Source organism: Streptomyces sp. NBC_00102, from assembly GCF_026343115.1.
Lineage (GTDB): Bacteria > Actinomycetota > Actinomycetes > Streptomycetales > Streptomycetaceae > Streptomyces.
The window spans coordinates 5,772,747-5,797,841 of record NZ_JAPEMC010000001.1; the positions used below are offsets into that span (position 1 = coordinate 5,772,747).

The 25,095-nt window shown below is 70.8% G+C and carries 24 protein-coding genes and 1 pseudogene; 10 read left to right on the forward strand and 15 right to left on the reverse strand.

What is annotated here, in order from left to right:
* Nucleotides 1-6: 6 nt before the first annotated feature.
* Nucleotides 7-918, forward strand: a complete 912-nt coding sequence (locus OHA55_RS25595; RefSeq protein WP_266709999.1) for a hypothetical protein — start codon at nt 7-9, stop codon at nt 916-918.
* Between the two features lie 63 nt (nt 919-981).
* On the opposite strand, the gene OHA55_RS25600 is transcribed toward OHA55_RS25595, so the two are convergent.
* The 4 genes from OHA55_RS25600 to OHA55_RS25615 all read right to left on the reverse strand — a co-directional run bounded on the left by OHA55_RS25600 (nt 982) and on the right by OHA55_RS25615 (nt 5,644).
* Nucleotides 982-1,422 carry a hypothetical protein gene (locus OHA55_RS25600; protein ID WP_266710000.1) on the reverse strand — a complete coding sequence of 147 codons (441 nt, stop codon included), beginning with the start codon at nt 1,420-1,422 and terminating at the stop codon, nt 982-984.
* Nucleotides 1,423-1,543: 121 nt separating this feature from the next.
* Nucleotides 1,544-3,436 (reverse strand): ABC transporter ATP-binding protein, encoded by a 1,893-nt coding sequence (locus OHA55_RS25605; RefSeq protein WP_266710001.1) that lies wholly within the window; start codon nt 3,434-3,436, stop codon nt 1,544-1,546.
* A 283-nt stretch (nt 3,437-3,719) separates the two neighbouring features.
* The gene (locus OHA55_RS25610; RefSeq protein WP_266710002.1) at nt 3,720-4,442 is read right to left on the reverse strand and encodes a response regulator transcription factor; all 723 of its coding nucleotides are present in this window, start codon (nt 4,440-4,442) and stop codon (nt 3,720-3,722) included.
* Entirely contained in the window at nt 4,439-5,644 is a 1,206-nt protein-coding gene (locus OHA55_RS25615) for a sensor histidine kinase (RefSeq protein ID WP_266710003.1), read from the reverse strand. The genes OHA55_RS25610 and OHA55_RS25615 overlap by 4 nt, the downstream gene beginning before the upstream one ends.
* A 469-nt stretch (nt 5,645-6,113) precedes the next feature.
* Between OHA55_RS25615 and OHA55_RS25620 the strand changes: the two genes are divergently transcribed.
* Both OHA55_RS25620 and OHA55_RS25625 read left to right on the forward strand, forming a co-directional pair.
* Complete coding sequence (locus OHA55_RS25620; RefSeq protein WP_266710004.1) at nt 6,114-7,025, forward strand: CPBP family intramembrane glutamic endopeptidase; 912 nt, start codon at nt 6,114-6,116, stop codon at nt 7,023-7,025.
* 312 nt (nt 7,026-7,337) lie between these two features.
* Complete coding sequence (locus OHA55_RS25625; protein ID WP_266710005.1) at nt 7,338-7,805, forward strand: pyridoxamine 5'-phosphate oxidase family protein; 468 nt, start codon at nt 7,338-7,340, stop codon at nt 7,803-7,805.
* A 99-nt stretch (nt 7,806-7,904) separates the two neighbouring features.
* Here the strand turns inward: OHA55_RS25625 and OHA55_RS25630 are convergent, their stop codons facing one another.
* From OHA55_RS25630 to OHA55_RS25640, 3 genes are all read right to left on the reverse strand, one after another.
* The gene (locus OHA55_RS25630) at nt 7,905-8,090 is read right to left on the reverse strand and encodes a DUF397 domain-containing protein (protein WP_266710006.1); all 186 of its coding nucleotides are present in this window, start codon (nt 8,088-8,090) and stop codon (nt 7,905-7,907) included.
* On the reverse strand, nt 8,087-8,893 hold the full coding sequence (locus OHA55_RS25635; protein ID WP_266711149.1) for a helix-turn-helix transcriptional regulator: 807 nt from the start codon (nt 8,891-8,893) through the stop codon (nt 8,087-8,089). Before OHA55_RS25635 ends, OHA55_RS25630 begins: the two co-directional genes overlap by 4 nt.
* A 349-nt stretch (nt 8,894-9,242) precedes the next feature.
* The gene (locus OHA55_RS25640) at nt 9,243-9,773 is read right to left on the reverse strand and encodes an NUDIX hydrolase (protein ID WP_266710007.1); all 531 of its coding nucleotides are present in this window, start codon (nt 9,771-9,773) and stop codon (nt 9,243-9,245) included.
* Between the two features lie 209 nt (nt 9,774-9,982).
* Here OHA55_RS25640 and OHA55_RS25645 point away from each other — a divergent pair, with 209 nt between their 5' ends.
* Entirely contained in the window at nt 9,983-10,666 is a 684-nt protein-coding gene (locus OHA55_RS25645) for a GNAT family N-acetyltransferase (RefSeq protein ID WP_266710008.1), read from the forward strand.
* A gap of 119 nt (nt 10,667-10,785) precedes the next feature.
* On the opposite strand, the gene OHA55_RS25650 is transcribed toward OHA55_RS25645, so the two are convergent.
* Entirely contained in the window at nt 10,786-12,756 is a 1,971-nt protein-coding gene (locus tag OHA55_RS25650) for a translation factor GTPase family protein (RefSeq protein ID WP_266710009.1), read from the reverse strand.
* Nucleotides 12,757-12,997: 241 nt separating this feature from the next.
* Between OHA55_RS25650 and OHA55_RS25655 the strand changes: the two genes are divergently transcribed.
* From OHA55_RS25655 to OHA55_RS25665, 3 genes are all read left to right on the forward strand, one after another.
* The gene (locus OHA55_RS25655; protein ID WP_266710010.1) at nt 12,998-13,507 is read left to right on the forward strand and encodes a DinB family protein; all 510 of its coding nucleotides are present in this window, start codon (nt 12,998-13,000) and stop codon (nt 13,505-13,507) included.
* Between the two features lie 132 nt (nt 13,508-13,639).
* Nucleotides 13,640-13,876 carry a hypothetical protein gene (locus OHA55_RS25660; RefSeq protein WP_266710011.1) on the forward strand — a complete coding sequence of 79 codons (237 nt, stop codon included), beginning with the start codon at nt 13,640-13,642 and terminating at the stop codon, nt 13,874-13,876.
* A gap of 646 nt (nt 13,877-14,522) precedes the next feature.
* The gene (locus OHA55_RS25665) at nt 14,523-15,620 is read left to right on the forward strand and encodes a MarR family transcriptional regulator (protein ID WP_266710012.1); all 1,098 of its coding nucleotides are present in this window, start codon (nt 14,523-14,525) and stop codon (nt 15,618-15,620) included.
* 23 nt (nt 15,621-15,643) lie between these two features.
* Here OHA55_RS25665 and OHA55_RS25670 read toward each other — a convergent pair whose 3' ends face one another.
* A complete protein-coding gene (locus OHA55_RS25670) occupies nt 15,644-16,219 on the reverse strand; it encodes a hypothetical protein (protein WP_266710013.1) in 576 nt (191 codons plus the stop codon).
* 138 nt (nt 16,220-16,357) lie between these two features.
* Here OHA55_RS25670 and OHA55_RS25675 point away from each other — a divergent pair, with 138 nt between their 5' ends.
* Both OHA55_RS25675 and OHA55_RS25680 read left to right on the forward strand, forming a co-directional pair.
* Nucleotides 16,358-16,870, forward strand: a complete 513-nt coding sequence (locus OHA55_RS25675; protein WP_266710014.1) for an ATP-binding protein — start codon at nt 16,358-16,360, stop codon at nt 16,868-16,870.
* A 180-nt stretch (nt 16,871-17,050) separates the two neighbouring features.
* Nucleotides 17,051-18,043 carry a GlxA family transcriptional regulator gene (locus OHA55_RS25680; protein ID WP_266710015.1) on the forward strand — a complete coding sequence of 331 codons (993 nt, stop codon included), beginning with the start codon at nt 17,051-17,053 and terminating at the stop codon, nt 18,041-18,043.
* Between the two features lie 365 nt (nt 18,044-18,408).
* On the opposite strand, the gene OHA55_RS25685 is transcribed toward OHA55_RS25680, so the two are convergent.
* From OHA55_RS25685 to OHA55_RS25700, 4 genes and pseudogenes are all read right to left on the reverse strand, one after another.
* Complete coding sequence (locus OHA55_RS25685; RefSeq protein ID WP_266710016.1) at nt 18,409-19,299, reverse strand: hypothetical protein; 891 nt, start codon at nt 19,297-19,299, stop codon at nt 18,409-18,411.
* A 100-nt stretch (nt 19,300-19,399) separates the two neighbouring features.
* Nucleotides 19,400-20,104, reverse strand: coding sequence for an AraC family transcriptional regulator (locus OHA55_RS25690; protein ID WP_266710017.1), 705 nt, complete (start codon nt 20,102-20,104; stop codon nt 19,400-19,402).
* Between the two features lie 133 nt (nt 20,105-20,237).
* Nucleotides 20,238-20,500 (reverse strand): annotated as a pseudogene (locus tag OHA55_RS36600) (Tn3 family transposase); the annotation flags it as partial.
* 82 nt (nt 20,501-20,582) lie between these two features.
* A complete protein-coding gene (locus OHA55_RS25700) occupies nt 20,583-21,524 on the reverse strand; it encodes a LysR family transcriptional regulator (RefSeq protein WP_266710019.1) in 942 nt (313 codons plus the stop codon).
* 100 nt (nt 21,525-21,624) lie between these two features.
* Here OHA55_RS25700 and OHA55_RS25705 point away from each other — a divergent pair, with 100 nt between their 5' ends.
* The gene (locus tag OHA55_RS25705; protein WP_266710020.1) at nt 21,625-21,990 is read left to right on the forward strand and encodes a nuclear transport factor 2 family protein; all 366 of its coding nucleotides are present in this window, start codon (nt 21,625-21,627) and stop codon (nt 21,988-21,990) included.
* 23 nt (nt 21,991-22,013) lie between these two features.
* On the opposite strand, the gene OHA55_RS25710 is transcribed toward OHA55_RS25705, so the two are convergent.
* Complete coding sequence (locus tag OHA55_RS25710; RefSeq protein WP_266710021.1) at nt 22,014-23,270, reverse strand: MFS transporter; 1,257 nt, start codon at nt 23,268-23,270, stop codon at nt 22,014-22,016.
* Nucleotides 23,271-23,374: 104 nt separating this feature from the next.
* Nucleotides 23,375-24,940 (reverse strand): MFS transporter, encoded by a 1,566-nt coding sequence (locus OHA55_RS25715; protein WP_266710022.1) that lies wholly within the window; start codon nt 24,938-24,940, stop codon nt 23,375-23,377.
* Nucleotides 24,941-25,095: the final 155 nt, after the last annotated feature.

The window sequence follows — 25,095 nt, forward strand, 5'->3', positions numbered from 1 at the left end:
GCCGGCATGAACTCTCTCCTCACCACCCTGGGTGGCAAACTCGCCGAGCGCTGGCTCAACCTGCTGGTCCTCCCCGGCGCGCTCTTCCTCGCCGCCGCGGCTGCCGGCACCACCCTGGGCCACCGTCACTGGCACGACACCGACCGGCTGCGCGCCGCGCTGGACGACCTCGCGATCCGGCCCGCGCTCGACCGGGCCGGTACCGCCGCGCTCCTGGTCGCCCTCCTCCTGCTGGCCGCGAGCGCGGCCTCGCTCGCGGCGCAGTTCCTGGGCGGCGCGATCGAGCGGTACTGGCTCCGATTCGGGCGTGACCGGGTGTCCCGCGCCCTGACCGCCTGCCGTGCCCGCAGATGGCGGGAGCTGGACACGCGGTACGAGGAGGCGCACGGCGACCTCTCGGCGGCCGGGGGCGGGCCGTGGCCCCCGCCGGACGTACAGGCACGCATCGAGAACCTCGCCGGGTCCCGCGACCGGATCGCGCTCCGCGCGCCCACCCGCCCCACCTGGTACGGCGACCGTGTCCAGGCGGCCAGGGAGCGCGTCCACGCCGCCTACGGGGTGGACCTCGCCGCGGTCTGGCCACGGTTGTGGCTGACCCTTCCCGAGCAGGCCGTACGCCAGATCCAGTCCGCCCAGGACTCCTTCGCGGCTGCCGCCCGCATCGGCGCCTGGGCCGCGGGCTACGCCCTGCTCGCCTGCTGGTGGTGGCCGGCCGCCCTGGTCGCCGTCTGCTGCGCGGCCGTCGCCCGATCCCGTGCCCGCGACGCCCTGGAGCTGTTCGCCGAGCTCATCGAGGCAGCCGTGGACGTCCACGGCCGGGAGCTGGCCGAGCGGATCGGCCTGAACGGGGCGGAATCGGCGGTGCTCACCGACGAGGTGGGGGAACGGATGTCGGAACTGTTCAGGAAGGGCGGGTGACGCGGCCGACGGCCGAGGAGTAGGCCAACCTTCGTCACGACCCGGCGCGCGGCTGTTCTCCGGTCAGCGGCGGCCGGTGGACAGGGTGAGGAGGAACTGGCCGCCGCCCGGCTCGATGTCGGCGGTCACCGGCAGCCCCGGTACGAGTCGGGAGAACCGGTCCACCAGCCAGTCCGCCGCCTCCTGCGCGTCCCTCTTGGTCGGGCACCGGCCCACCATCTCGCGGCCGCCCTTGCGCTCCAGTCGCGCGGCGACGGTGATCAGCGGTGCGGGTTCGACCACGTACAGGCGGTCCGGCCAGGCGATGACCACCTTGACCGCGCCCTTGCGGGTGTTGCATCCGCGGTGGGCGAGCCGCTCGGCGACCTTCGCCTTACGGTCGGCGGTCCGGCTGTCGACACTGGGCCCCCGGGGGTCGTTCACCGACTCGTCGGGGTCGACCGCCTCGTCGCACACCCAGCATCGCCAGCCGTCGCGCTCGGCCACATCATCAAGAAGACTCATCCGAGCAGACTAAGGGCTGTCCCGCGGCACCGGAGCCCCGGTACGGGGGCGTCGGTGCCGGAGCCCCGGTACGGGGGGCGTCGGTGCCGCGGGCCGGCGGTGGGCCGGTCGGGACAGGTGGTCAGCGGTCCTGGGAGAGCGCGAGGAGTTCGGCGAAGGTGCCGCCGGCGTGGACGAGGTCCTCGTAGCGGCCCTGTTCGGTGATGCGGCCCTCCTCCATCACGACGATGTGGTCGGCGATCTTCGTGTTCTCCAGCCGGTGGGTGACCACGATGGTGATGCGGTCTGCGGCGATGGCCTTGATCCGCTCGAAGATCTGGTGCTCGCCGCGCGGGTCCATCTGCGAGGTGGGCTCGTCCAGGATCAGCAGCCCGGGCTGCCGGTACAGGGCCCGGGAACAGGCCACCCGCTGCCACTGGCCGCCGGAGAGTTCGGAGCCGCCGAAGACCTCGCGGGAGAGCAGGGTGTCCAGGCCCGAGGGCAGGTCGTCGACCGCCTCGCGCAGTCCGACCGCGTCGACGGCGGCCCATACGGGGGCGTCGTCGTGGGTGCGGGGCTGGCCGAGGGTGACGTTCTCGCGGACCGGCATGGGCCACTGCGCGAAGATCTGCGGCACCAGACCCGTCTGCGCCCACACCGTGGCGGGGTCGACCTCGGCCAGGTCGGCGCCGTTCCAGGTGACCCGGCCCTTGTCCGGGAGGTAGATGCCGGTGAGGAGGCGGGTGAGCGTGGACTTGCCCGAGCCGTTCGTCCCGACGATCGCGAGGATCTGGCCGCGCTCCAGGGTGAGGGAGACACCGTCGACGGCGGGCTTGCTCTTGCCGGGGTACTGGTAGACGACCTCCTCCAGCCGGATGCGCCCGGTCGGGCCGTCGAGCTCGACGGCACCGCGATCGGGCGTACGGGCCGCCGCGTCGTCGAGGAAGGTCTGCATGTCGCCCAGGTAGAGGCTGGTGTGGAAGACGGCGGCGCCGTTGGTGACGACCTGGGAGAGCGCGGCGAGTGCGGTCTGTACGGCGATGACGGCCGTGGCCGCGACGGCGAGTTCGATGCGTCCCGACACCGCCAGCCACGCGAGGACGGACCAGGCCGCGAGGAGGAAGGCGCCCCCGACGGCGGCGGAGGTCAGGGCGATGCGCAAGGTCTTCGGTGCGGCGGCCAGGGTGCGGCGGTCGCACCGGTCGGAGAGGGCCCGGTACCAGTGGACGAGGTAGTCGGCCATGGAGTTGGCGCGGACCTCGTCGCCGTACTTCGGGGTGGTCGCCCACCAGCGCGTCAGGCCGCGTACGTTGCGGTCGGCGATGTTGGCGTAGTGGATCTCGTAGTCGACCCGGGCGGTCAGTACCGTCCCCACACCGGCCGGCAGCACGGCGAGCAGGAGCAGCGGAAGCATCAGGGGGTTGAGCGCCGACAGCACGCCGCCGGCCGTGACCATCCGGATCAGCGCGGACAGGAACCGCTGGGCGTCGGTGACCATCACCTGGGTACGCATCACGCCCATCTCGGCCGCCTCGTACCGGTCGGAGAAACCCTCCTCGGCGTACGCGGACGCTTCGACCCGGCACACCGCCTCGACCAGCGCCGAGTCCGTCTCCGTCGTCAGCCGCGGGGTGATCCTCCGCCCCGCGTACGTGGCCACCGCCGCCGCACCACGGCCCAGCGCGGCGGCGAGCGCGACCACCACCAGGGCCGGGACGGCTCCGTGCAGACGGTCGCCGGCCGAGCCGTCGCCCAGGACGGGCCGCATGGCGCGGGCGGTGGCCGTCAGCAGCACGGCCGCCGAGATGCCCGTGATCACCTGGCAGCCGACCAGCAGTTGTACGGCCGGACGGTCGGTCCGCCACGACAGACGGGCGATCCGGCCCAGGACGGACGGGATCTGCGCGCACATCCGCCGGAAGGAGACCTCGGCGAGCGGATTGACGGAGTACTGCCCGCTGTAGGTGATCTCCGCCGGCGGGGGCGGCGGAGGGGGAGCGGCGGTCTGCTTCTGGTGCGTGGTGGTCGAGGTCAACGTGGTTCCCCTTGACGTTCGTCCGGCATGGTCGTGGAGGTCAACGACCAGGCGGGGATATCGAACACACGTGTTTCGGTCGGTCCTGGAAGCCCGGGATGGAGCGGCTGGCGGCGTGTGGAAGATGCATCGACCCTGTGTTCGCAACAGGTGTGTGCGGAGGGGCGGTTGGCCGAATCGCCGAGCGCTGCGGCTGCTGTGACGGGAGGGACGGGTGGGGACGCGTGGCGTACCGGTCCGCGGAAGGGCCGAGCCGTGATCGGCGCATCGCGGGGCACCCCGCTCAGGTCCGGCCGCCCTCTCCCGCGAGGCCCGTCCGGTAGGCCAGGACCACCGCCTGCACGCGGTCGCGGAGGTCCAGCTTGGTGAGGATGCGGGAGACGTAGGTCTTTACGGTCTCGTGGCTGATGACGAGTGCGGCGGCGATCTCGGCGTTCGACAGCCCGTCGCTCATGAGCCGCAGGACCTCCACCTCGCGAGGGGTGAGGAGGCTGAGGCGTTCGCGTTCGGGGGACGCCGGGACGGCGGAGGGGCGGATGCGTTCGGCGTGGCGGCCGATCAGCGCGCGGGTGACCGCAGGGGCCAGCAGGGACTCTCCCCGGGCCACGGTGCGTACCGCGTCGATGAGTTCCGGGGGCGAGGCGTCCTTCAGGAGGAAGCCGCCGGCGCCCGCGCGCAGCGCTTCGTACACGTACTCGTCGATGTTGAAGGTGGTGACCACGAGGATCTTCGCGGGGCTTCGGGAGCCGGGGCCCGCCAGGTGGCGGGTGGCTTCGATGCCGTCGAGCAGGGGCATGCGGATGTCCATGACGATGACGTCCGGCCGCAGCTCCTCGGCGCTCCGGATCGCCGCCCGGCCGTCGGCGGCCTCGCCGACGACCACCATGTCGGGCTGGGCGGAGAGGATGGTGACGAAGCCGGTGCGCACCAGGGCCTGGTCCTCGCAGACCAGCACCCTGATGGCGGGAGGGGAGTCGCCCGGGGGAGTGGGGTCGGGGGTGCTCATGCCGGGCCTCCTGCGGGGATGCGTGCGTGTACGCGGTAGTGGCCGTCGGGGCCGGGGCCCGCGGTGAACGAGCCGCCCAGCAGCTCCACGCGGTCGCGCAGTCCGGTCAGCCCCCGGCCCCCGGAGAGGTGCGGCCCGCCGTCGCGGAGTGCGGGGGACCGCTGCGCGTCGGCGGTCGCGCCGGCCGTGGTGACCTCGATGTCCGTCCAGTCCCGGGTGTGGGTGAGCCGGACCAGCGTCTGCCGGCCCGCGGCGTACTTCACGGCGTTCGTCAGGGACTCCTGCACGACGCGGTACGCCGTGAGTTGGGCGGCAAGGGGCATGTCCGGTCGCTCTCCGTCCTCGGTCAACTCGACGGGCTGGCCGCCCGCCCTGGTCTGCTCCACCAGATCGGAGACCCGCCCCGGCATCCGGGTCGGATTCCGGGGCGGATGCCGGAGCGCCGTATCGCCGGGCGCCTCCAGGACACCGAGCAGGAAGCGCAGTTCGGACAGGGCGCGACGGCCGGCGCCATGGATCGCGTCGAGGGACTCGTCGAGGCGGTCCGGTGTTCCGGTGAGGTATTTGGCGGCGCCGGCCTGCACCACCATCGCGGTCACGTGGTGCGTCACGACGTCGTGCAACTCCCGTGCCAGGCGGCTGCGTTCGGCCAGTACGGCTGCCTCGGCGGACAGCCGTCGACGCTCGGCGTCCTGGGCCCGTCGTCCACGGACCAGAGCCCCCAGGCCCCACATCACCACCAGCACCACGTAGTAGATCAGGAAGTCGGTCGGGCCACTGGGTGAGCCCAGGGCGTGCAGGACGGCGCCGAAGACCACGAATCCGCCCGTCGCCGCCGCGCCCACGATCCGGCGACGGCGGGCCTGGTGGGCGCCCAGGGAGTACAGCGCGATGTACAGCCCCAGGCCGCCGAAGGTCGGAGGGCAGCCGAGGGACTCGTGCACCGCGAACGAGACCGCCACGGCCGTGAGGCATGCGGCCGGCCACCGGGTACGTACGGCGAGCGGCAGGGTCATCCCCAGGGACAGCAATCCGCCGACGAGGGCGGAACCATGGGCGGGGAGGTCACCGAACCGGGGTCCGACCTGCGACAGCGGCTCCGCGAACGACAGCACCGTCAGGAGGATCGCGAACTCACGGTCTCTCGTGGCGACGGAGTGCGTGCCCCACCACTGCGACAGTCGGCTCAGTCCGGCGAACACGGTTGCCGGCGGGTGCCGTTGAGCGGCTGCGGCGCGAACCCGCGTTCGTACCCCCGGGCCGGCCCCGCGTTCGGCGGCCGTACGGCCAGGGTGCGGGTCCGGGTCCGTAGGCGCCGGGGAGTCCGGTCTCGCCGAGTCGCTGGTCGTCAGGTCTTCCATCACCATCCACGATCCGCCGTGACCGGATCCGGGCCGTTGGTCGTGGCCCGCCCGTCGATTCGTACGGCCGTCCCGGCGATGTCGGCAACGCTGCGCGCACACGACCGGACGACCTTGCACGGTGAACCGTAGTGCCTGGTGACGGGGGCGGCATCCCTCGGAGGGGCACAGCAGGGTAGCTCGCCGGAGGGACAGGAGGAGCCGTCAAGTGCCCACCGCACGGTGACGACTCGCAGGTGGCCGCAGCCGTAACTTTCCGTCATCGGAACTGCGGAACACCCGCTGCGGAGCGGGCCTGGAGGAGGAAAACATGTCATCGAGTCATGAGCGGACGACGACCCGGACGAACGGCCCCGAGCGCGACGCGGACGGCGTTCGGTGGTCCGCCTCGGCGTGGGTGCGTCTGCCGGTGATGTTCGTGACGATGCTGCTGGTCATCGGAGTCTGCGCCGGAATCAACGGAGTTGCCGACGGCACCGCGCTGACCGCACTTCTCGCGGGGGTCGCCACCGGCGGGCTCGCGCTGGCCGCCTACGTCGGACTGGTGCGGTACCTGGAAGGCCGCAAGTCGCGGGAACTGACGCTTTCTCAGGCGCGCCCGGAACTCGGTCGGGGAACCCTGTTCGGTGTGGGTCTGTTCGCCTGCACCATCGCCCTGGTGGCGATGGCCGGGGACTACCAGGTCCACGGCTGGGGCTCGATCAGTGGCGCCCTGACCACCCTGGGGCTGATGATCTCCGCTGCGGTGACCGAGGAACTGGCCTTTCGGGGTGTCCTGTTCCGGGTGCTGGAGGAGAAGGCCGGCACCTGGGGCGCACTGATCACCTCCGGACTCCTCTTCGGAGGGCTGCACTTGATCAACAAGGACGCGACGCTCTGGGGCGCGGCGGCCATCGCCATCGAGGCCGGGCTGATGCTCGGCGCGGCGTACGTCGCCACGCGCTCTCTGTGGCTGGTCATCGGGGTGCACCTGGGCTGGAACATGGCCGAACAGGGCATCTTCGGCACCAACGTGTCGGGTGCCGGGGGCGGATCCGCAGGCCTGCTGGACGCCTCCGTCCACGGCTCCCCGATACTCACCGGCGGCACCTTCGGCCCCGAGGCGAGCGTCTTCGCCATTCTGGTGTGCGCGGTACCCACCGTGCTGTTCCTGATCGCCGCCAAGCGCCGCAACCGCATCCACCCCCGCGCGGCGACGGCTCCGGCGGCGCGGCAGCACTGAAGCCGGGCGGCGGCCACATCACCGGCGCGTGGAGGCAGCGACAACGCCCCCTACTCCGGCCGTCACCGGCCGGCAGGGGGCCGCTTGCGCAGGTCGGGGTCAGTTGCTGGTGGCCATGGCCGTCCGGTACGCCTGCTTGAGCTTGGGGCCTCCGCAGCAGGGACACCTTCGAGTGCTGCCACCCGAGATGCTCGGCGAAATCCTTGCCGTTGACCGTGGCGTCCGTCTCGTCGATGTGGAGCCGGGCGACGATGCGGGAGTCGAACAGCCAGAAGTCGAAAGACTACGCGCTCCGGTCCAGGCCTGGGCCTCATGGAGACCACGGGCGTCGTTCGGCGCGGGACGGCGGAGCGCGTACGCGACACCCTGGAGCGGCTCGTCAGTGAGCGGGACGTATGGGTGTCGACGTCGCACCCCGGCCACGGGCCGCACCAACTGCCGTTGTGGTTCTCGTGGGACGGGCGAGCCGTGTGGATGTGTACCAGCGCCACTTCCGCCACCGTGCGCAACCTCCGCGCGGAACCGCGCGTACAGCTGTCGCTGCCGGACACCTACGACGTGGTGCTCCTCCAGGGCGAGGCGGAGTGCTTCCCCGATCAGGAGGTGCCCGAAGAGGCGGCGGAGGCGTTCGCCGACAAGTTCGGGTGGGACCCACGCGCGGAGGAGGGGCTGTTCGTGTACGTACGCGTGGTCCCGAGCACGGTGCGCGCCTGGCGCGGAGTGCCCGAACTGCGCGGGAGGGTCATTGTGCGTGATGGGGAGTGGCTCGCGGCGCCGTAGTGACCGAGGGCGGCCTGCGGAGAGGCGCCATGCGCCGAGCCCCGCACCGGACCGTGCCGGTGTGGGGCGGGCGAATCGGCGGGCGAATCGGCGGGCGAATCAGCTCTGGGCGGCGTAGGAGACGAAGTCGCGCCAGGCGGTGGGGGAGAGGGCGAGTTCGGGGCTCAACTGGTCCTTGGAGTCGCGGACGTGGATCGCCTGCGTGCCTCGTGCGACCTCGACGCAGTCGTCCCCCTGCGAGCCGCTGTAGCTGCTCTTGAACCAGGTCAGTTCGGACGTGCTCATAGCGCTCCTCGCAATCGCTTCAACAGGCTCAGGGAGTCCTCGGGAGGCAGTGCCTGTGAGCGCAGTTTCGCATACCGCTGATGAAGCAAGCTGATCTCCTTCGCGTTGGCGATCAGCCGTCCGTTCTGCTGTCCTTCGGAGTAGGCGAACCAACGATTGTCGGGAGCCTCGGCCAGACGCATGGGCCCGTCCATCCCCGCGTGCGAGGGCTGGCGCAGGGGCATCACCTGGAACTCGATGTTCCAGTGGTGGTCGATCAACTCCAGTAGCCGGTCGAACTGTTCGCGGGTCACGTCCTCCCCGCCCGTCCACCGCTCCAGCACCGCCTGCTCCACGATGAAGCTGAACGCGGTCGGCGGCTTCCGGCTCACCGCCAGCAGCTCCTGGCGGGCGAGCCGCGCCGCGATCCGCTCCTCCAGCTCGTCCGGGTCCGGCAGCGGGGGGACGTCGAGCGAGACCGCTCGTGCGTACGCCTCCGTCTGCAGCAGGCCCGGGACCACTCGGCACTCGTACGTGTAGAGGCTGATGGCCGTCGTCTCCACCCGTGCCCACTGCCGGAACCAACTCGCCAGCCCTGCCTGCCGTGTGAGGTGTGGCGCGGCTTTCCTCAGTGCTCCGGTGTTCCCGAACACCGGCTCGGCGCGTTCCACGAAGTCGCGGTCGGGCATCCGGCGGCCCTGCTCGATCGAGGCGACCGTGTGTTTGGAGAATCCCACCTTGGCGGCGAACTCCTCGCGGGAGAGGCCCGCGTGCTCCCGTAGCGCCTGGACGAAGGCGCCGAACGTGCGCAGGCTGTCCGACATCCCCGGCTCGGCGCCGACTCCCGCTCCCGCGCCCGTTCCTCCTGACGTCGCTCCCGCAGGATCGTCATCCGTGTTCTCGTAGGCCACCGTCGGCCACCTTTCGCGCGCACCCGCCCCGCCGTACCGCTTCTGACCTTGTCGCACGCGCCGCACGGAACTGGACGCCACCGAGCGTGCGCGTGTGACCTCATAGCGTACGCGTAGAGGGAGGGGTGAGTTCGGGCGTTCGTGCACATCACGGAGGCCTCCGCGTTGACGTGCAGGCGTTCCAGGGGTGGGTCCGACTCGTCCTCTGCGGGACTGAGGCGAATCCGCGCCGCGTCCTGTGAACGGCGGCGCGGTCGTCCGCTCAAGAAGAGCCGGGTCGGCGGCCGGCCGTAAGACGTCGGGCGTGGGCACGGATCCGCTCGCGGTCCTCGGGGAAGACGCTGTCCCACTCCGTGTCCAGGTCGAACCACGCCGCAGGCTGGCCCTGCTCGCCCACGAGTGGTGCATCGCGCTCCACGGTCGCGGTGTACGACAGGCCCAATGTCGGGGACAAGTCGGGCCGGTAGGAACGAACGGTCACGGCGGCCGGCTCGGCGTGCAGTTCCACCCGCAGGCCGGTTTCCTCCAGCAGCTCGCGTGCCGCGCCCTGCCGGGGAGTTTCGTACCGCTCCACCTCTCCGCCCGGCGGCACCCAACCGCGCACACGGTGCTTGACCAGAACGATGTACTTCGCACCGGGGTCGGTGACCCACACTTCCGCTGCCAGCGGTTCCATCGGACGTTGCCGGGCTTCGTCCAGCCAGATCCTGGCACTGTCGAACTCCCATACCGCCGAGCGGGCGTCCTCGGCGGCTTCGTCCAAGATCAGCTGATCGAGTTCATGACGGCTCATCCGCCACACCCTAGATGGTTGATTCCAGGGGTAGTTGCGGCTGCGGGGTGAAAGACACCGAGCCGTCGCCACGCGACAGGACAGACTCGCGGTCCGCTTCGAGGTGGTCGGCACAGGGGTGGGGAGAGGCGCGCCGAAGGCCGCTGCCTTCCAGGTCAAGGGCCCTTTATTCACCCGTCCGCCGTTCGCGGTCGTGTTCTAATCGCAGGATGACGAAGATCGAATCAGAGCGGATACGGCGCTGGCTGACCGGCTGGACCGTGGCTCGCTCCCTGCCCCAGGCCGAGCCCGTCGCGTCCGCCGGTGACGGCCTGCGATCCACGTGCGACCAGCCCGGCCGCGAGGTCGAGGTAATCGCGCTCCGTGCGGACGAGGAGCCCCAGTCCGTGGCACGGCTGGCGGCGGTCGTCGCCGCCGAGAGGCGGACCACCTGGCTCACGGTGCCCACGCTTCGCCCGGCCGCTGTCGAGGCTGCCGTCGGCGCCGCTGGACTGGAGTTGGTCCACAAGTCCGAGTGGTTCATGGCGATCGATCTGGCCGAGCACCCGCAGCACGCGCCCGCCGCGCCGTACGAGCGCGAGGTCCGCACGGACGGGCCGATCACGATCGTCTCCCTCCGCGACGCCTCCGGAGAGGTGGCGGCGCGCGGCACCATCGCCGTGGTCGGAGCCGAAGCGATCGCCGACCGCATCGAGACGGACCCGGCGCACCGCCGACGCGGCCTGGGCCGCGCCACGATGAGCGCTCTGGTGGAGGCCGCCGTGGCCCAGGGCGCCCGTACCGGTCTTCTCATCGCCAGCGAGGAGGGCCAGCACCTCTACTCCTCCCTCGGCTGGCACTACGAAGCCGACGTCCTGATTGCCCGAAGGCCGACGGTTCCCTCCAGCCGGTAGGCGGGCTCGTGTCGGCCGGCCCGTCACCGGGTCGGAGCACGAAAGCTCTGGAGGGGACACGCACCGCGAGTCCTGGTGGATCGTGTCGAGCGGAACGGATGCGGGGCGCGCCGGAAGCCTCATCGCGGCCCCCGGCCCGTGGTGCGTACGGGTTGGTAATGGTCAGGGGCGGATTCGAGAAGGCCCTCACCGTGAGAGGCGCCGTGCAACCCCGCGCGTACCGTTTCGACTTCCGTTTTCCGTAGAGTTCCGGTGATCACGGCGAGGGGGCCGGTGATCCGGACGGCCTCGGGGACGGCCTCATGACGGCCCAGCAGCGCGAGCACCGGGGACAGTTCGGCCGCGGGCGTTTCGAGTACGAACCGGTCGACCGGTTCGCAGACGGTCGTGCCGGCTCGCCCGAGTGCTTCGCGGACGACCAGCTCGGTCGTGCGCCGGACCCCCGCGGCGCGTGGGCTGGGCGGCACGTAGCCGCTGGCGGTGACGGTGATACGGACGTCGGTCACCTGCCATCCGTGCGGGCCGACCGACAAGGGCGTGTGGAGGTACCCGAGGATCGCGGCCCGGTATTCGTCGACGGTTCCGTACACGTGCAGGGGGAGCGTCGCCCGTTCCGCGGCGATGACGAGCTCGACGCCGGTGCCCGGCGCGGCCGGTTCCACGGTCATGGCGAGGGTGTAGTCGTGACGGTGCCCGGGCTCGCCCCTGTACAGCGCGGCGGTGCCGGTTCCCGACGGCCGTTCGACGCACACCACGCCGGTGTCGTGGAAGTCGACGTCGATGCCGTATTCGGCTGCCAGCGTGTCGGCAAGGACCTCCTGCTGCACCACGCCGTAGATCCGGATCCGTGCGGCACCACGTTCGGGCCGCAGGGCGATCATCGGATCGATGTCGGCGAGTTCTCTCAGTGCCTGGTGCACCTCGCCCTGCCGGGCGGGATCACGGGCGACCACCCTGGTCTCGAAGCCCGGTTCCGGCAGTGCCGCTGTCGTCGTGCGCGCGGGCGGGCGGCAGCCGAGCCAGTCTCCGATCCGGGCACCGTCGAGGCCCCGGACGCGTGCGATCTGGCCGGCCGTCGCCCGAGAGCGCTGGACGGCGCCGCCGGGTTCGAAGACCTCCACGGCCGTCACGGTCGCCGGCCCGTCACCACCGAGCGACACCCGATCGCGGACGCCGAGCGTTCCGGTACGCATCCGCACCGTGCAGACCCGCTGCCCTCCCGGTGACCTTTCGACCTTGAACACCTCGGCGGCCGCAGGTGCGTGTTCGGGGCCCGGTGCCACGGCCAGTGACTCGGTGACGAAACTGATCAGAGACCGCACACCGGCACCGGTCCTGGCCGACCCGTACAGCACCGGACGCACGTCACCGGCACGAGTGAGGCGCCCCAGGGCCGCACGCAGCCGCCGCGTCCCGAGGGGGCGGTTCCGGGCGAGCCACTCCGTGAGCAGGTCCTCGTCGTGGTCCGCGAGCAGCCCGGTCAGACGTTCCGCCTCGACGGGATCGTCCCACGCGCACGGAGCGGCCCCGGCAGAGGGCGTACCGGGGTCGTGCACATGGCCGAGAGGTACGAGAGCCGTGCTCAGGCGGCTCCGGATCCCCTCAAGGACCTTCTCGGGCGCGGCACCGACCCGATCGATCTTGTTGACGAAGAAGACCACGGGGATACCCAGGCGATCCAGCGCCCGGTACAGGACGATGGTCTGCGCCTGTACGCCCTCCACGGCGGACAGCACCAGAACCGCGCCGTCGAGGACCGCCAAGGAGCGGTCGACCTCGGCGATGAAATCGGGATGGCCCGGGGTGTCGACGAGGTTGACGGTCACGCCATCGATCTCGAACGCCGCGACGGCGGACCGGATGGTGATGCCCCGTTGCCGCTCCAGAGACAGCGTGTCGGTCTGGGTCGTGCCGTCGTCCACCCGGCCGGCCCGGTCGATGGCGCCGCCGGCGTGCAGCAGCGCCTCGGTCAGACTGGTCTTGCCGGCGTCGACATGGGCCACCACGCCCAGGTTGAGCCGCCGGGTGCCGAGCGTCGCTCGGGTGGCGATGTCATGGCGTGCGGGGGTGGGGGAGTGCGGACGGTTCATGGCTCCTCGTGTGCGGGTCGGCGACGGCGGCGGGGCACACGAGTCGGCGCATGATGGGGTCCGTTTCTCTCATGGGTCACGGAGCGAATGTCCGGACGCGATGTTCCAAGAGGGCGTTCGGCTCTGTCAACGGATTTCCATGGGCGTGGGCCGCGTTTCCACCCGCCGACGTGGGTGCGGGCGGAAGTCCGACGGATTGGATACTGGCCCTCCACACAGGCACGGATGAGGAGCGCGACGCATGACCAGTGACGATCGCATAGGACCGCCCAGTCTTGGCAGCGAACGCGACACGTTGCGGGCCTTTCTCGACTATCACCGCGCAACCCTCGCCATGAAGTGCGAAGGGCTCACCGACGAGGAACTGCGGCAGCAGTCGATGCCACCGTCCACGCTTTCCCTGCTCGGTCTGGTGCGGCACATGGCGGAGGTGGAGCGGGCTTGGTTCCGTCGAGTCTTCGAGGACAACCATGCGCCCCTGGTCTGGTCCGACAAGGTCGACTTTCAGGCAGCGTACGACGCGAGCGCGTCGACCAGGGCTGAGGCGTTCATGGCCTGGGATGCCGAGGTGGAGAACTCGCGCCGTATCGAGCGGGAGGCTGAGTCCCTGGACCAGACCGGGTTCCAGCCGCGATGGGGCGAGACGGTGTCGCTGCGGATGGTGATGGTGCACGTGCTTCTGGAGTACGGCCGCCACAACGGGCACGCGGACTTCCTGCGGGAAGGTGTCGACGGGACCACGGGCGCCTGAGACTGCGGGAGCCGTCGGACTCCACACGCTGGTCCGTTCCGGAGAACCGCCTGCGGGTCTGGGCGTCGGGAGTTGATCCTGGGGAGGGCGCAGTCCGATTCGGGTCAAGGAGAAACCGTCATCCTCTTCATCGTGATCGCCTACGTGACCGCGTGGCTCGCTTTCTCGCTGCTCGGATTCTGGAAGCTGACCGACCCGAGGCACCAGATGCTGTTGTCCGGCTCCCTGGTCGCGGTCGCTGCCGGGGTCACCTTCGGCGTGTTGCGCAGCGCCGGCCTCGGTGTTTTTGTCTTCGGCATCGGCGTGATCGGGGCACTCTTGAGACTCGGACGCGCATGGGGCCGGCTGCCCGTCGTTCCTCCCCGCTGACTGGCCGCGACCTGGATTCCTCCGGCGGGAGTGAGCCTGTCGACGCGGCCCTCGCCGAGACGGTCGCACTCGACGAGGGTGCCGTCCAGGAGTACTCATTCCGGCGCCCAGCGCTACACAGGGCGAAGGACAGGGTCGATCTCGGCCAGCATTTCGTGCAACTGACGAGCCCCCAGTGCCGCGCATGTCGTACCAGCGCCCAGCGGCCCCCGTCTGCCGTGCTCCTCAGCGCCGGCTCGGAACCCGGCTGTCCGGTCTCGGGGCTCGGTTCTCGGAACTCGGTTCTCGGATCTCAAGGTTCGGGTCTCGGGGTTCGAGCTTCGCTGTCTCCTCCGCCGTGCCCCATCACTCGTTCGAGGGGCCTGGAGAGGCGTTCGGGCCGACGCTTGAGCTTCGGGATTCGGGGGTCGGGATGCGAGGTCCGGGATTCGAGCGGTGTTGTTCATCCGGGAGGTAGGTAAGGGGGTTTGGGGAAACCTCCCCTCCCTCCCACCCCGTCACGGCCAGCAAGTATGACTAATGGTGAACGAGTTGCGACGGAGAGTCGCGGCTGCTTACGGTGCCCCCAACGAAACGACCCCGACGCGGTGTTACAGCACCAGGCCGGGGTCTCACCAAAGATCGACTACCGAGAAAGACCGATCTCGTGGCTACCGAGCACTTTAACGCCGCGCTGCCCGCGCCCGCAGTATCCCGCCCGTACCGCAAGGCGCATCCGGGGTACGGCAAGCAGTCCGTCTCCGGCCAGGAGCCGCCCCACGCCGCCGACTTCGCGTTCCTGCCGGAACGGGAACGGTATGTCGCCGGTTATGTCGACCATTTGCCGGACGGCGCGGCCATGGACATCAAGTCGCTGGCCAAGGACCTGCCCCTGTACGGCCAGATGGCCATCGGTACCGCTCTGCGCGCGCTCGCTCTGGCCGGGCATCTGCGCCGGGTGCGCAGCCGTGTCGAAGAGGTCGGCGCGAGCCGGTGGGTGACGCTCACCTTCTGGTCGCGGACCGCCCGCGACAACGAGTGGTGGACCGCCCGTCTCGAAGCGGAAGCCGCCGCACAGGAGCAGGTCCCCAGCCCTGAACCGGTCGTGACCTCGCAGCCTGTCGTGCCTCAGCAGCGCGCCCCGCAGCGGGCGCCGGACGGCCGGCCGGAGGCGGACGCTGGCGCCGCCGCAACTCCGGCCCCGAACCCGCCGCAGGCGCACCAGGAAGCGGCTGCGGCTGCCGTTGTCCCTGCCGTTGGTTCCGTCGAAAGCGCCACCGGTCCGTCCCCCGCCTATCTCGCCCTGGCCGAACTGGGCCGCCGGGAGCCCCGCTTGACGCTCTCCGCCGCCGACTGCCAGGTCCTGGAGCCGCTGGCCGCCGCCTGGTTCACACGGGGCGTCAGCGCCGAGTACCTCACCTCGGCGCTCACCGCCGGGCTGCCCGAGCAGGTCGGGTCACCCGTGGGACTGGTACGCCGCCGCCTCACCGACAAGATGCCGCCCCGCCTGCCCGCCACGCCCACCCCGCCGCCGGTCCCGGCTCCGGGAGGCCGCCCCGGTGCTCCGGTGCGCGGGCTCCTGGTCGAGTGCACCGACTGTGGCCGCCCCGGCCGGGCCGAGGCGCTCCCGGACGGCCTCTGCGCCATCTGCCGTACGGCCCACCAAGCGCCCGGAGCGGCCGACGCGACGGCCGCCCCGGAGCCTGCCGAACGCGATGTCGCGGCCCTCGTCGCCGGTCTCCGCAACCTGATGCGTAGCCCCTGAACCGTCGCGCTCGGACGTGAGGTTCAGTAGTCGGCGGAGTTCCAGAACATGCCCACCTCGGTGTCCGTGACGACGACGAGGCCGTAGTCCTCCGAGTAGACGGTCAGCGGGCTGTACCCCCAACCGGACGTCGTGAAGTCGAGCCGCCCCGGCACAGGACCGGGCCTGGTGACGTTCGTGTAGTAGGAAGCCCCGTCCCCGTAGCGGGCGAGGACGGTCCCCACCATTGCCCGCAACTCCTCCTCGCTCTCCGCGAAACGGTGCAGGCTGGACATGCGGCAGCCGTCGTCCGTGAGGGCGAGCAGCAGGTTTTCGGCACTGTCGCGGTCGATCTCGCGCAAGCGCTGGGCGACGTACTCCGGCGGATGGGCTACGAAGGGATACAGGGGTGACGCTTCGCGCTCCGGGTCCGAGGCATCGTCGTCGAGCCCGGCCCAGCCCCGGGGGTCCGGGACTCGTGCCATCACCGCGAGTACGTCGAGAACCCAGTCCGCGTGGCGGCGTGGACCCGTGGCATCGAACGGGTGCGCGTCCTCGTACAGATGACGTACTGCCGCCTCCCAGGACTCCCGGTCGACGGGTGAGCGGTCTACGGACATGTACTGCCTGCCTGTTCCTCCGGCGGGGAGCGGCACCGCTCCGGGGCCGCGTACCGGTCGCCCGAGATGAGCGTACGCCGACCCCACGTACGCGCGTCGCCGCTGGTCGGAGGCGCCGAGCACCGCCATTGTGGGCGCATGACACCACCGTCCACCACCTCTGCGACCGGCCAAGCGCACGCCCCCGTAGTCGAGTTCGTCCAGCGCTTCAGCTCCACCCCGCGCGGCGCACGGCTCGCCCGGCGCCTCCTTCTGCACCAACTCGACGCCTGGGGCGTGGTGTACGGAAGCGAGGCGTCCGAAACCGCTGCCCAGCTCGTCGCCGAACTGGCCGCCAACGCCGTTACCCACGGCCGCGTGTCCGGCCGGGACTTCGAGGTCGGCGCGGAGATCCTGGACGGCGCTACCCTGCGCATCGCCGTCTCCGACGCCCGGGGCGAACTCCGTCCCCCCGCACCGGGCGTACCGCGTTCCGCGACGCCGCCACTGGCGGAGAACGGCCGGGGGATGCTCCTGGTGGAGCTGCTCGCCGACCGTTGGGACGTCCTCGACCGCCCACCCGTCGGCAAGACCGTCGTGGCCGAACTGGACCTGGTGCCGGAACCGCCTCCGGGCTCGGCTTATGACACCGCGGGTCACTCTGCCTGCTGATCCGCGGCTCCTCCCACACCGACACGACGCCGGTGACGAACGCGGCGTACCAGGCGCCCATCGAAGACGGCGGACACCACGAGTCGGGCCATGCGGCCGGACCTTGTCGAAGCGGGAGGCGAGAGGCAGGAAGGGGGGAGGGAGGATGGCTGGTTCATCAACTGTCGTACCATTTCGGCCATGACGCATCGCGTGGCGGTTCTCGCCCTGGACCAGGTCATGCCGATGGACCTCGGGATGACGGCACGTGTCCTCAACGAGGCTCTCGGTCCGGCCGGGGAACGGCTGTACACGGTGACGACCTGCTCCCTCGGCGGCGGGCCCGTGCGGACCAGCGAGGGCTTCCGGATCGTCGTCGACGAGGACGAATCGCTCCTGGCGACGGCCGACACCGTGGTGATCGCCACCCAGGAACCCGACGCCCACGTCCTGGCCACCGGTGAACCACCCGCAGACGTGGCGGCGGCCTTCGCCCTGATCAGGTCCACCACCCGTGTGGTCAGCCTCTGTACCTCGGCCTTCCTGCTCGCCGCCGCCGGTCTGCTCGACGGACAGCGCGCCACCACCCACTGGGCCCTGTGTGACGCCTTCGCCCGGCTCTTCCCAGGGATCGACGTCGATCCCGACGTGCTCTTCGTCGACAACGGGCGCATCCTGACCGGTGCAGGTGGCGTGGCAGGCATCGACCTTCTTCTCCACCTGGTCCGCCGCGACCACGGCGCGCACGTGGCCGGCGTGGCGGCACGTCACTGCGTGGCGGCTCCCTGGCGCGAAGGCGGCCAGGCGCAGTTCATCGAGCACCCGGTTCCGCAGGACCTGGACCTGTCCACCTCGTCCACCCGCGTGTGGGCGCTGGACCGGCTCGCCGAACCCCTCACCCTGCAGGACATGGCCCGGCACGCGCACATGAGCGAACGGACCTTCACCCGCCGCTTCCGCGCCGAAGTCGGCACCAGCCCCCTGCAATGGCTCCTCCAGAGCCGCCTGGACCACGCCCGCCGCCTCCTGGAATCCAGCGACCTCACCATCACGCGTATCGCCACGGCCAGTGGTTTCACCGACCCCACAGTGCTGCGCAAGCACTTCTACACCCGCCTCGGCCTGTCTCCGCTGGCCTACCGCCGCACCCACCGGCCGCCGGTGCCCGTGCGAGCCCCCCTCGTTCCGGCGTGAGCGGCGGACGCGGCGGACGCGGCGGACGCGGCGGACCCCGGACGGTCAAGAGGGCATATCCGGTCCTCGTCGCGCTCGGCAACCCGGAGCCGTCGCACCTCACATGCCGCCCTCAGGGCCTGTCCCGCCCTTCCGGCCCCGCCGCAGTGAATGCGTACACCTCGCCCCGGCGGCCGGAAGGGTCCGCCGCAGGCCGCGCTGATCGCGGTAGGGGCCTGCCGCAGTAAATCCGGCATTTACTGCGGCAGGCCTCGGGGAAATGCGGGCGTCACGGATTGCAGCGGCGATTACCGACAGCTACTCGTGAAGGACGTCGGGTGGAGAACAGAGCCGCATCGCGCTCTGTGGCCCGGAGCAAGCCGGGGTCAACGTCCGTTCATACGCAGCACGGTGACGGCGTCGACCGTCGTATGGCCACGCCATTCGAGTGATGCGGCGGCCGAATAGCTGGTGAAGTCGACCACCCACCCGCCGTCCTGTCGCTGCCCGAGTTCCAGGCGGTCGAGGTCGTCCGACACGGCTTTGGGGTCGAGCAGGCCACGGATCGGTCGCTCGGGCTCGGGCGCGTAGTCGAGAGGATGAAGCGTCTCGCCCTCGGCCCCGCCGACCACGGCGAGTGCCCCGTTCCTTGGGACGAACCGTCCGACGTGGTCGAGCAGGTCACGCGCCTCCGGGTGGGTGTCGGATGCGATGTCGAGGAACTGGAGCGCGAAGGACAGCACGTACGCGAAGGGCGTTTCGTCGATCTCACGGATCGCGTCGAAGCAGTACCGCGTCGCCGTCACCAACCATGGATGGTCCCGTACGGCTTCATCCCAACGCGCGGCGCGATACGCCTGCGTCGCCACCGCGGCCGTGATCTGCAGCGATGACTCCGAGGGATCCGCCTTCACCCAGAACGGGGCGCACGCCACGGGGTCGCTGATCGGGAGCGCGAACGGCAGCCCGCCATCGGGCAGAGTCACGGAGCCCAGCCAGTCGAGGAGGGCTGCGGCGTGCGGCGAGGTCGCAGGGCCGGCGTCAGCGAGCGCCTCCAGCGCGTGCTGGGCGCCTCCCGGCTGGCTCTCCGGTGCACGAAGGTCTGGTTCGAGTCCCCATCCGTAGCCGCCGTCGAGGTTTCGGTAGGCGTCGAGTCCGTGGATGATGGCCTGACGAGCAGCGTCGCTGTCGGTGGTGATGGCCTCGAAGCGCTGACAATCGAGAACTCGCGCGTGCGAGGCCATGAACGCTCTCGCGCGTCCCAGGTCGATGTTCATACGAGAACGCTGTCATCCGGCGGCTACGTCAGGCTTGGACGAAACGGCCAGCCGAGGGGAACGAGCCCCGAGCCAGAACGGGTGAGCGTTTGAGAGGGAGTCATTCTGTCGAAAGCTGAGCGACGCGTGTGAGCGTGGCGGGTGTCTGGCCGGTGAGCCGTTTGCTCTCCCTGTTGAAGTGGGCTTGGTCGGCGTAGCCTGCTGCCGCCGCGGCATCACTCAGCGGCAGGCCTGCTCGTGCCAAGTGGAGTGCATGCTGGAAACGGTGAATCCGCATGAGCGTCTTGGGGCCGTAGCCGAAGAGCCGGTTGCTGAGCCGACGCAAAGATCGCTCCGACAGGTCGTGGAGCTCTGCTGTCTCACGCACGCTCAGGCCTTCGCGAGCGGCGCGGTCGAGAGAGGCCGCCATACGAAGGACGGAGCGCTCCGGGTCCGCCCGCGTCCATAGGGCGATGAAAACCCGTTCGAGCGCGTCAGTCGCGTTGTCCTCGAACGACCAGGCGTCGTGTCTGGGGAGCGCGACGAGTTCCGACAACTCAACGCGCCGCTCCGTCAGTTCGTGTGCGGGCACACCGAGAAGTGTGTACGCCACGCCCGGAGCGAGTTGGAGCCCCCAGGTCACCTTGCCGGCATGCGTCGGCACGATGGCCGTCCGAGTGTCGGGGCCTGCCACGACGAGACGGTCCTGGAACCACATCAGATCCATGACGCCGTCGGGGTCGATGCGCTTCTCGGGACCATGTGAGAGCGCCCGCCACATCGTCGCGCCGGTTCGGACGCTTCGTCGTGTCGCATAGCTCGCCACGTATCGTCCACCTCCGCACCACGCACACGCGACTGCGGCCGACTGTAGTGCCGACGACTTCGGAATGTCCGAGGTTCGCAAGCAGTTGGCGGACGATCTCGGCGATGTCCAGGGTGTTGTGGAACACCACGGCGTTCGTGAGCAGCGCGTTGAACTTCATCGCCTTCTCCTGCTCGACCGGGTCGTTGTCGGCGATGACGCCGCGATTGTCGAACCCGAGCCACTGGGAGAAGCAGTTGAACGCCTCGACCTGTTCGTGGCCGCGGTCACCCGCCGCCGCAGCGGGGCGTCTGAGAGGCAGCGCGGCAGCTGCACGGTGCGGATCACACGGCCGACTTCGCGGAACGCGGTGTAGGTGGCGTTCTTCCGCGATCCCGAGCGCAGCCGCTTCGGCAGCGTCGACGAGGGGATTGCCGGGTGGGACGGCATGGAGACCGGGGCCGGGGAGGACTGATCCGATCCCGCCCACCAGCGGGCGCTATCCGACCGCGGCTCTCCGTGCCGGGGCGGGCTCGCCGTCGACCCGTGCGCCCGTGCCCGGTGCGGCGAACGACTCCCGGCAGTGCGCGAGCAGTTCGCGCAGGGCCGGGCTCTTGGTGGGTGCGGAGACCAGGGCCAGCACCGCAGGGGTGTCCGCGTCGGTGAGGGACACGGTCACCAGCCCCGGCCGACGGGCCACCATGGACGCGGAGAGCACCGCCACACCCAGACCCCGCTCCGCGAGCCGCATCACCGCGTCCGGTGCGGTGGCACCCAGCGTCACCGTGGGCGTGAGTCCCCGGGCGGCCGAGACCTGGTCCAGTACGGTCCGGATGCCGGTGCCCGGGGGCAGGCAGACGAGGGGATGGACGCACAGCTCGGCGAGGGTGACCCCCTCGGCCGCCCGGGCGGCGAGCGGATGCCCGGGCGGTACGGCCGCGACGATCGGCTCGCTGATCACCTCCTGCCCGTCCAGGTCCTCGGGTGCCCGGCCCGCCGCACCGATCAGCGCGAGGTCGACGTCCCCCTCGCGGACTCGCTCGACCAGCCGGTCGGAGTCGTCCTCGATGAGGCCGATCTCGACGCCCGGGTGCGCCAGATGGAAGGTGGACAGCGCCTCGAAGAGCGGCAGCACCGTGCAGGCCGTCACCATGCCGACGACCAGACGGCCCCGGACCAGCCCGTTCATCTCGTCCACCGCGCACCGCAGCGCCTCCACCGCGTCGAGCACCGTGCGCGCGTGCCCGAGGGCCACCTCGCCCACGGCGGTCAGGCCGGCGCTGCGCCCGGACCGGTCGATGAGGGTGGCTCCGAGATCGTGCTCCAGCTGACGGACCTGGGCGCTGATCCCGGGCTGACTGATGTGCACGCGCTCGGCGGCCCGAGTGAAGTTGGACTCTTCGGCCACGGCGAGAAAGTACTTCAGCTGTCTGAGTTCCATAACCTCTGATTATAGGGATGGTTGGGACGATTGATTGGACTTCTTTCGCGTCCGCGAAGGACCATGAGAAGGCAGAGATCACCTACCGGAAAGGAACATCGTGTCCGAGAACGAGAAGGCTCTGAAGCCGGAGGACCTCACCCGCCTCTTCGTCGAGCGCGCCAACGCGGGGGACGCCGCCGGACTCGCGGCGCTCTACGAGGAGGACGCGGTGATGGCGTACCCGCCCGGCAGCACCACGGTCGGCCGGGAGGCGATCTTGCGGCTGTGGGAGAACGTGCTCTCCCACGCGCCGAAGTTCGAGGCGGAGGAGCCGCTCCCGACCCTCGTCATCGGTGACATCGCGCTGACCTCCACGCCCCCGAAGGACGGCTCCGGCGCCCGCGCCCAAGTGGTCCGGCGCCAGGCGGACGGAAGCTGGCTGCGCATCATCGACCAGCCGGAGTTCCGTCCGCCGACCGGCTGAGGGCCTGCGCGAGGGGTGTGAGGTCAACTCCCTTCCACCGCCACGCCGGTGCCCAGGGGCGCCCGGTGTGCTGTACGGCGATGGGCCCGGCGGACCGCCGGGCCCATCGCCGTACCCGCCGCGAGGAAGAGCCCGCCGAGCACCAGCCAGCCGGAGAACCCCCACGACAGGATCAGCGCGGTGAGCAGCAGCGGTCCCACCAGTCGCGCCACGGCCGTCCCGGCGCCGTAGAAGCCCTGGTACTGGCCCTGCTTGTCGGCCGGGGCGAGCGCGAAGCCGATCTCCCAGGAGCCCGAGCCGAGGAGCATCTCGCCGAGCACCTGGATCACGGCCGCCGCCAGCAGTAGCGCGCCCGCCGCCCACGCCGACGTGCCCAGGGACGAGCAGGCGAAGACGAGGCAGGCCAGCAGCAGGACGTACCCCGCGTTCCGTACCGACCGGGACGCCGAGTCCAGGCCCGTCACCCGGGACGCGATCCGCACCTGGAAGAGGACCACACTCACGGTGTTGACCACCAGCAGTGCGGAGACGGTCCACCCCGGCGCCTCGGTGCGCCGCACGATCCACAGCGGCAACGCCACGCTCAGCAGCGGCATGTAGAGCAGCATGACCGTGTTCAGCAGCGCCATCACCGCGTACGGCCGATCCCGCAGGACCGCCAACCGCCGCTCGCCCTCGGCGGGTTGTGTGACTGCCGTCTTCCCGGGGGCCGGCAGCCGGTACAGCATCCCCGCCGCGACCACGAAACTGAGCGCGTCCACCGACAGAGCCGTCAAGTACGCTGCCTCGGAGTCGAGTTGAAGGGCGACTCCGCCGAACGCCGCACCGAGGGCGAGCCCCGCGTTCACCGTCGACTGCAGATGGGCGCGGGTCTCGGTACGCCGTGCGGGCTCGACCAGTGCCGCCAGCAGGGCCTGCCGGGCCGCCGCGAGACCGCACTGGGCGCAGGCGTACACGCACACCGCCACCAGAAACGCCGGGTAGGCGCGCACGAACAGGAACGAGGCGACGGCGGCCCCGGTGACCAGGGACATCAGGACCGCGATCCCGCGAGGTCCGCGCCGGTCGGCGAGATGCCCGAGCGGCACCCCCGCCACCGCCCCGAGCGCCCAGCCCAGCGTGAGGGCCGCGCCGATCGCGGTGGGCGACAGCCCGACGACACGGCTGAAGTAGAGCGCCGAACACACGTAATAGGCGCCGTCTCCCACCGAGTTGGCCAGCTGCGCCAGCGCCAGCCTCCTCGGCGCGCCCTCGGGGGGAATGATCCGGCTCACCGGCATGGGGTTTCCTCTCCGTCCTCGTCCGTAGGGGCCGCCCGTGAGTCTGCGCCGTGCCGCGCCCATGCGACAGCGAATTCGGTGTGGAGCCGAGCGGCCCGACGCGATCAGCTCCCGGCGGTCGCCGCGGCCGGAGGAGCCGCCGGAGCGGGGGCCGCCTCCGGCCGCTGCGCGGCCCGGAAGTCGGCCGCCCGGATCAGCAACAGGGCCGCCAGGCCGCCCGCCAGGGCGAGCCCGGCCGAGAGGGCCAGCAGGGTGTTCAGCCCGTCGACGTACCCCTCGACGGCGAGCCGTTCGACGGTCCCCCGCTGCGCCTCGGGCACCAGGGCCGCCGCCCGGTCGATCTCGCCCCCGCGGACCAGGGCGACGAGCCGGTCCGTACGGTCGCCGACGCCCGGCACCCCGGCCAGGCCGTCACGGAGGCGGTCGCCGATGACGACGGCGAGGGTGGAACCCAGCACCGCCACCCCGGCGCTCACCCCCAACTGCCGGAACGTGCCGCTGACCCCGGAAGCCATCCCGGAGCGGGAGAAGTCCACGACCCCCACGGCGGTCGAGGCGAGCGGGGGATTCACCAGACCGGCACCCAGCCCGCCCAGCACGAGGCCCGGCAGGAAGTGCTCCCAGCCCGAGCCGGCGTCCACCCCGCTCATCAGCAGCAGTGCGGCCCCGACCAGGAGCAGCCCGCCGCCGATCAGGAAGCGCGGCTGGACCTTGGTGCTGACCCGCCCCGCGACCAGCGAGGCGACGAGCATCGCCAGTGAGGAGGCCAGCAGGCGCACACCGGTCTCCAGCGACGAGTACCGGAGCACCTCCTGGAAGTGGATCGCCAGGAAGAGGAACATCGCGAACAGCGAACCGTTCATCGCGAACGCGGCGACGGAGCCCCCGACGAAGGTCGGGATGCGGAAGAGCCCCAGATCGAACATGGGCTGCGCCACCCGTGCCTCGACGACGAGGAAGGCGGCCAGCAGCACCACGCCCGCGACGAGGAAGGAGAGCGCGCCCGTCTCGCCCCAGCCGTCCCCGCCGGCCCGGATCAGGCCGTAGACGAGCGTCGCGAGACCCGCGGTGAGCAGCACGAAGCCGGGCAGGTCCAGCTTGCGCGGGAACGGTGACTTGGCCTCGTCCACCCGCAGCGCGACGATCAGTGCGACGAGGACGCCCACGGGGACGTTGATCAGGAAGATCCCCCGCCAGCTGATACCGCTGGAGATCAGGCCGCCCGCCACCGGGCCGATCGCGGAGGCGAGCCCGGTCACCATGCCCCACACCCCGAACGCCGTGCCACGCTCCTTGCCCTGGAAGCTCCCCGCGAGCAGCGCGAGGCCGGTCGCGAACATCACCGAGCCGCCCACGCCCTGGAGGATCCGGGCGAGGATCAGCATCGGCGGGGACTGCGCCAGGCCGCACAGCAGGGAGGCACACGTGAAGAGGACGACGCCCACGGTGTAGAGGCGCCTGCGGCCGAACCGGTCGGCGAGGGTCCCGCTCGTCAGTAACAGCGCGGCGAGGGCGAGGGCGTAGCCGTCGATCACCCACTGGAGGTCGGCGAACCCGGCGTTCAGGTCGGCCTGCACGTCGGGCATGACGACGTAGACGATGGTGGTGTCCAGCAGGAGCATGAACGTCCCGCCGCACACCCCCAACAGCGTCCACCACTTCTTCTGCATGTCTGTTGCCTCTGCTCGTCCGGGGACGACCGCGCGCCGCCGGAAGGGTTTCCGGCGGCGCGTCCGTCCTGCGGTTCATGCTGGCGAGCGAGGAATCAGAAGTCCAAGACCTGGTTTTTCGCGATGACCAAACCTCTGGTTATGGCGTGCCGGTT

What these genes read in the sequence shown, in the direction of transcription:
- OHA55_RS25620 (WP_266710004.1), top strand. Translation starts at nt 6,114, where the DNA reads ATGTCATCGAGTCATGAGCGGACGACGACCCGGACGAACGGCCCCGAG.
- OHA55_RS25680 (WP_266710015.1), top strand. Translation starts at nt 17,051, where the DNA reads ATGACGCATCGCGTGGCGGTTCTCGCCCTGGACCAGGTCATGCCGATG.
- OHA55_RS25710 (WP_266710021.1), bottom strand. Translation starts at nt 23,270, where the DNA reads ATGCCGGTGAGCCGGATCATTCCCCCCGAGGGCGCGCCGAGGAGGCTG.
- OHA55_RS25650 (WP_266710009.1), bottom strand. Translation starts at nt 12,756, where the DNA reads ATGAACCGTCCGCACTCCCCCACCCCCGCACGCCATGACATCGCCACC.
- OHA55_RS25700 (WP_266710019.1), bottom strand. Translation starts at nt 21,524, where the DNA reads ATGGAACTCAGACAGCTGAAGTACTTTCTCGCCGTGGCCGAAGAGTCC.
- OHA55_RS25670 (WP_266710013.1), bottom strand. Translation starts at nt 16,219, where the DNA reads ATGTCCGTAGACCGCTCACCCGTCGACCGGGAGTCCTGGGAGGCGGCA.
- OHA55_RS25630 (WP_266710006.1), bottom strand. Translation starts at nt 8,090, where the DNA reads ATGAGCACGTCCGAACTGACCTGGTTCAAGAGCAGCTACAGCGGCTCG.
- OHA55_RS25645 (WP_266710008.1), top strand. Translation starts at nt 9,983, where the DNA reads ATGACGAAGATCGAATCAGAGCGGATACGGCGCTGGCTGACCGGCTGG.
- OHA55_RS25635 (WP_266711149.1), bottom strand. Translation starts at nt 8,893, where the DNA reads ATGTCGGACAGCCTGCGCACGTTCGGCGCCTTCGTCCAGGCGCTACGG.
- OHA55_RS25655 (WP_266710010.1), top strand. Translation starts at nt 12,998, where the DNA reads ATGACCAGTGACGATCGCATAGGACCGCCCAGTCTTGGCAGCGAACGC.
- OHA55_RS25640 (WP_266710007.1), bottom strand. Translation starts at nt 9,773, where the DNA reads ATGAGCCGTCATGAACTCGATCAGCTGATCTTGGACGAAGCCGCCGAG.
- OHA55_RS25675 (WP_266710014.1), top strand. Translation starts at nt 16,358, where the DNA reads ATGACACCACCGTCCACCACCTCTGCGACCGGCCAAGCGCACGCCCCC.
- OHA55_RS25595 (WP_266709999.1), top strand. Translation starts at nt 7, where the DNA reads ATGAACTCTCTCCTCACCACCCTGGGTGGCAAACTCGCCGAGCGCTGG.
- OHA55_RS25625 (WP_266710005.1), top strand. Translation starts at nt 7,338, where the DNA reads ATGGAGACCACGGGCGTCGTTCGGCGCGGGACGGCGGAGCGCGTACGC.
- OHA55_RS25610 (WP_266710002.1), bottom strand. Translation starts at nt 4,442, where the DNA reads ATGAGCACCCCCGACCCCACTCCCCCGGGCGACTCCCCTCCCGCCATC.
- OHA55_RS25715 (WP_266710022.1), bottom strand. Translation starts at nt 24,940, where the DNA reads ATGCAGAAGAAGTGGTGGACGCTGTTGGGGGTGTGCGGCGGGACGTTC.
- OHA55_RS25600 (WP_266710000.1), bottom strand. Translation starts at nt 1,422, where the DNA reads ATGAGTCTTCTTGATGATGTGGCCGAGCGCGACGGCTGGCGATGCTGG.
- OHA55_RS25685 (WP_266710016.1), bottom strand. Translation starts at nt 19,299, where the DNA reads ATGAACATCGACCTGGGACGCGCGAGAGCGTTCATGGCCTCGCACGCG.